Source organism: Pseudogemmobacter sp. TB195, from assembly GCF_058313095.1.
On sequence record NZ_JBZEGG010000064.1, the window covers coordinates 1 to 4,457 of the forward strand.

Consider the following 4,457-nt stretch of genomic DNA (forward strand, 5'->3'; position numbering starts at 1 on the left):
CATTCAACTTTATTTCTTGTGTGTTTGTTTGTCTGGTTGTTAGGATTGTTTTGCGCCAGAGCTAATAGGGAGCCGCTTCGATGTGCGGGATTGTTGGACTTTTTCTGAAGGACCGTTCGCTGGAGCCCGATCTGGGCCGTTTGCTGACGGATATGCTGATCACGATGACGGATCGCGGTCCTGATTCTGCGGGGATCGCGATTTACGGCGATGATGCAGGGGGCAAGCTGACGGTTCAGTCTGCCTTTGCGGATCGCGATTTTGCGACGCTTGAGGCGGATCTCGGGGCGGCGATCGGGGCGAAGGTTTCGCTTTCGCGCAAGGACAGCCATGCGATCCTGACGCTTGCGGCGGATAAGATCGCGCCTGCGCGGGCGGCCCTTGCGGCTCTGCGGCCGGATGTGCGGGTGATGAGCGCTGGCGATTCGATCGAGATCTATAAAGAGACCGGGTTGCCGAAGGATGTGGCGGCGCGCTTTGGCGTCTCCAAAATGTCGGGCCGGCACGGGATCGGCCATACGCGGATGGCAACCGAATCGGCGGTCACCACCATGGGGGCACACCCGTTCTCGACCGGGCTTGATCAATGCCTCGTCCATAACGGCTCGCTCTCGAACCACAATTCGCTGCGCCGCGAGCTGATCCGCGACGGCGTGACGTTCGAGACCCAGAACGATACCGAAGTCGCTGCCGCCTGGCTGTCGCATCAGCTGGCCCAGGGCGTCGAGCTTGGTGACGCGCTGCGCGCCGGTCTGGATGTGCTGGACGGGTTCTACACCTTCGTCGTCGGCACCAAAGACGGCTTCGGCGTGGTGCGCGACCCGATCGCCTGCAAACCGGCGGTCATGGCCGAGACCGATCAATATGTCGCTTTCGGATCGGAATACCGCGCGCTGGTGAACCTGCCGGGGATCGAGGACGCCCGCGTCTGGGAACCGGAACCCGCAACCGTCTATTTCTGGAAGCACTGATATGCAGACGATTGACCTTGCAACCACCACGCTGCGCGACCTGAACGCGACGCTGCAGGCCACCAAAGGCCAGACCAATGCCACCGCCTGGGAGATCACCAATCCCAAGGGCAGCCATGCGCTGGCCGTCGGCCTTGATGCCCCGATCGAAGTCACCGTCAAGGGCTCGACCGGCTATTACACCGCCGGCATGAACAAGCAGGCGACCGTCACCGTGAAGGGCTCGGCGGGCCCGGGTGTGGCCGAGAATATGATGTCGGGCACCGTCGTGATCGAGGGCGATGCCAGCCAATATGCCGGGGCGACCGGCAATGGCGGGCTTCTGGTCATCAAAGGCAATGCCAGCTCGCGTTGCGGCATTTCGATGAAGGGCATCAATATCGTCGTGCATGGCAATATCGGCCATATGTCGGCTTTCATGGCACAATCGGGCAATCTGGTTGTGCTGGGCGATGCCGGTGACGCGCTTGGCGACAGCCTTTACGAGGCGCGGCTTTTCGTGCGCGGCTCGGTCAAATCGCTCGGCGCCGATTGCATCGAGAAAGAGATGCGCCCCGAGCATATCGCGATCCTCCAGGACCTGCTGGAGCGTGCCGGGGCGGATGCAAAGCCCGAAGAGTTCAAACGCTACGGCTCGGCCCGCAAACTCTATAACTTCAACATCGACAATGCGTCGGCCTATTGAGGATCATGCCCATGAAAGACGAGCAAAAAGTGATCCCGCAGACCGTGCCGCGCCAGTCCTGGACTTATAGCCAGGAGATCAATTCCGAGATCCGCCGCGCCGCGGCGACCGGCATCTATGACATCCGCGGCGGTGGCGCCAAACGCAAGCTGCCGCATTTCGACGACCTCCTGTTCCTTGGCGCCTCGATCTCGCGCTATCCGCTGGAAGGTTACCGCGAGCGCTGCGAGACCAAAGTGGTCCTCGGCACCCGTTTCGCCAAAAAGCCGATCACGCTGGATATCCCGATCACCATCGCGGGGATGAGCTTTGGCGCGCTGTCGGGCGCGGCGAAAGAGGCGCTTGGCCGGGGCGCGACGCTTTCGGGCACTTCGACCACCACCGGCGACGGCGGCATGACCCCCGAAGAGCGCGGCCATTCGAAGACCCTGGTCTATCAGTATCTGCCCTCGCGTTACGGCATGAACCCCGATGACCTGCGCCGCGCTGATGCGATTGAGCTGGTGGTCGGCCAGGGCGCCAAACCGGGCGGCGGCGGTATGCTGCTGGGTCAGAAGATCTCGGACCGGGTTGCAAAAATGCGCAACCTTCCCAAAGGCATCGACCAGCGCTCGGCCTGCCGTCACCCCGACTGGACCGGCCCCGATGACCTCGAGATCAAGATCCTCGAGATCCGCGAGATCACCGGCTGGGAGAAGCCGATCTATATCAAGATCGGTGGCGCAAGGCCCTATTACGACACGACGCTGGCGGTCAAAGCGGGCGCCGATGTGGTGGTGATCGACGGTATGCAGGGCGGCACCGCCGCGACCCAGGACGTGTTCATCGAACATGTCGGCCAGCCGACGCTCGCTGCACTGCCCCAGGCGGTGAAGGCGCTGCAGGATCTGGGCATGCATCGCAAAGTGCAGCTGATCGTCTCGGGCGGCATCCGCACCGGCGCCGATGTGGCCAAGGCCCTGGCGCTTGGCGCCGATGCGGTCGCGGTCGGCACCGCCGCGCTGATCGCGCTTGGCGATAATGACCCGCATTGGGAAGCCGAATACCAGAAGCTCGGCACCACCGCCGGGGCCTATGACGACTGGCATGAGGGCAAGGATCCCGCCGGCATCACCACCCAGGACCCCGAGCTGCAAAAGCGCCTCGACCCGGTCCAGGCGGGGCGGCGTCTGGCGAATTACCTCAAGGTGATGACGCTGGAGGCGCAGACCATCGCGCGGGCCTGCGGCAAGAACCATGTCCATAATCTCGAGCCGGAGGATCTCTGCGCGCTGACGGTGGAATCTGCCGCCATGGCGGGCGTGCCACTCGCGGGAACCAGCTGGATCCCGGGGCGCGGCGGCTACTGAACTGCTTTGGAAAGCCGGTCCGGATCTGGGCCGGCTTTCCCTTTCACAACATCGGGCCAGCCCCTCGACGGGCCAGCTGCATCAAAACAACAGGGAATCGAACAAAATGGCCTTGGACAAAGGGCAAAGCGCAAAGCCGCAGACCGGTGCCGAACTGAAGGCATATGCCGAAGCACGCGGCATCCGCTATTTCATGATCTCCTTCACTGACCTTCTCGGCTATCAGCGCGCCAAGCTGGTGCCGACCTGCGCGATCGAGGGCATGTGCAAGGATGGCGCCGGTTTCGCAGGCTTTGCGACCTGGCTTGACGTCACCCCGGCGCATCCCGATATGCTGGCCGTCCCCGACCCCTCGACCGTGATCCAGCTGCCCTGGAACCCCGAAGTCGCCTGGGTCGCCTCGAACCCGGTCATGTCGGAAAAGCCCCTCGACCAGGCGCCGCGCAATGTGCTCAGGAAGCTGGTCGATGAAGCCGCCGAGCTGGGCCTGCGCGTCAAAACCGGCGTCGAGCCGGAATTCTTCCTGCTCAACCCCGATGGCTCCGCCGTCGCCGATGAATTCGACGATGCGGTCAAGCCCTGCTATGATCAGAACGCCATCCTGCGCCGCTATGACCTGATCAAAGAGATCGCCGATGCGATGCTCGATCTCGGCTGGGAACCCTATCAGAACGACCATGAAGACGCGAATGGCCAGTTCGAGATGAACTGGAAATATGACGATGTGCTGGCCACCGCCGACAAGCACGCCTTCTTCAAATTCATGACCCGCGTTCTGGCCGAGAAATACGGGCTGCGCGCCACCTTCATGCCCAAACCCCTGATGGGCAAGACCGGCAATGGCTGCCATGCCCATATCTCGGTCTGGACCATGGACGGCAAGGCAAACGCGTTTTCCGATGACAGCAAAGAGCTCGGCCTCTCCGATAAGGGCCGCGCCTTCCTCGGCGGCATCATGAAACACGCCTCGGCGCTGGCGCTGATCTGCAACCCGACGGTCAATTCCTATAAGCGCATCAACGCGCCCCGCACCTCGTCAGGCGCCACCTGGGCCCCGAATTCGGTGACCTGGACCGGCAATAACCGCACCCATATGGTCCGCGTCCCCGGCCCAGGCCGGTTCGAGCTCCGCCTCCCCGACGGCGCCGCAAACCCCTATCTGATGCAGGCCGTCATCCTTGCCGCCGGCCTCGACGGCATCCGCACCAATGCCGATCCGGGCCCGCGCTCGGACATCAATTTCTACACCGAAGGCCATCTGATCAAAGACGCGCCGAAACTGCCTTTGAACCTCCTCGACGCCATCCGCGCCTTCGACGCCGATGAAGGCCTCAAAGCCGCCCTCGGCGAGGAATTCTCAAACGCCTTCATCAAAATGAAAACCCAGGAATGGAACGAATATTGCGGCCATTTCACACAATGGGAAAAACAAAATACTCTCGATATCTGAGG

Annotated in this window: 4 protein-coding genes; all 4 read left to right on the top strand. The window is 62.4% G+C overall.

What is annotated here, in order from left to right; translation table 11 throughout:
• Positions 1-80: 80 nt before the first annotated feature.
• The 4 genes from AC4FS3_RS28375 to glnT all read left to right on the top strand — a co-directional run bounded on the left by AC4FS3_RS28375 (position 81) and on the right by glnT (position 4,455).
• Entirely contained in the window at positions 81-971 is an 891-nt protein-coding gene (locus tag AC4FS3_RS28375) for a class II glutamine amidotransferase (protein WP_283177261.1), read from the top strand.
• Between the two features lies 1 nt (position 972).
• Positions 973-1,656, top strand: coding sequence for a protein GlxC (locus AC4FS3_RS28380; RefSeq protein ID WP_491023320.1), 684 nt, complete (start codon positions 973-975; stop codon positions 1,654-1,656).
• 5 nt (positions 1,657-1,661) lie between these two features.
• A complete protein-coding gene (locus AC4FS3_RS28385) occupies positions 1,662-3,005 on the top strand; it encodes an FMN-binding glutamate synthase family protein (RefSeq protein ID WP_491023321.1) in 1,344 nt (447 codons plus the stop codon).
• Positions 3,006-3,111: 106 nt separating this feature from the next.
• Positions 3,112-4,455, top strand: coding sequence for a type III glutamate--ammonia ligase (gene glnT / locus AC4FS3_RS28390; RefSeq protein ID WP_283177264.1), 1,344 nt, complete (start codon positions 3,112-3,114; stop codon positions 4,453-4,455).
• The last annotated feature ends 2 nt before the right edge of the window (positions 4,456-4,457 follow it).

Excerpts from the sequence above, each read along its gene's own strand:
- AC4FS3_RS28375 (WP_283177261.1), top strand. The coding sequence starts at position 81 with ATGTGCGGGATTGTTGGACTTTTTCTGAAGGACCGTTCGCTGGAGCCC.
- AC4FS3_RS28380 (WP_491023320.1), top strand. The coding sequence starts at position 973 with ATGCAGACGATTGACCTTGCAACCACCACGCTGCGCGACCTGAACGCG.
- glnT (WP_283177264.1), top strand. The coding sequence starts at position 3,112 with ATGGCCTTGGACAAAGGGCAAAGCGCAAAGCCGCAGACCGGTGCCGAA.
- AC4FS3_RS28385 (WP_491023321.1), top strand. The coding sequence starts at position 1,662 with ATGCCCATGAAAGACGAGCAAAAAGTGATCCCGCAGACCGTGCCGCGC.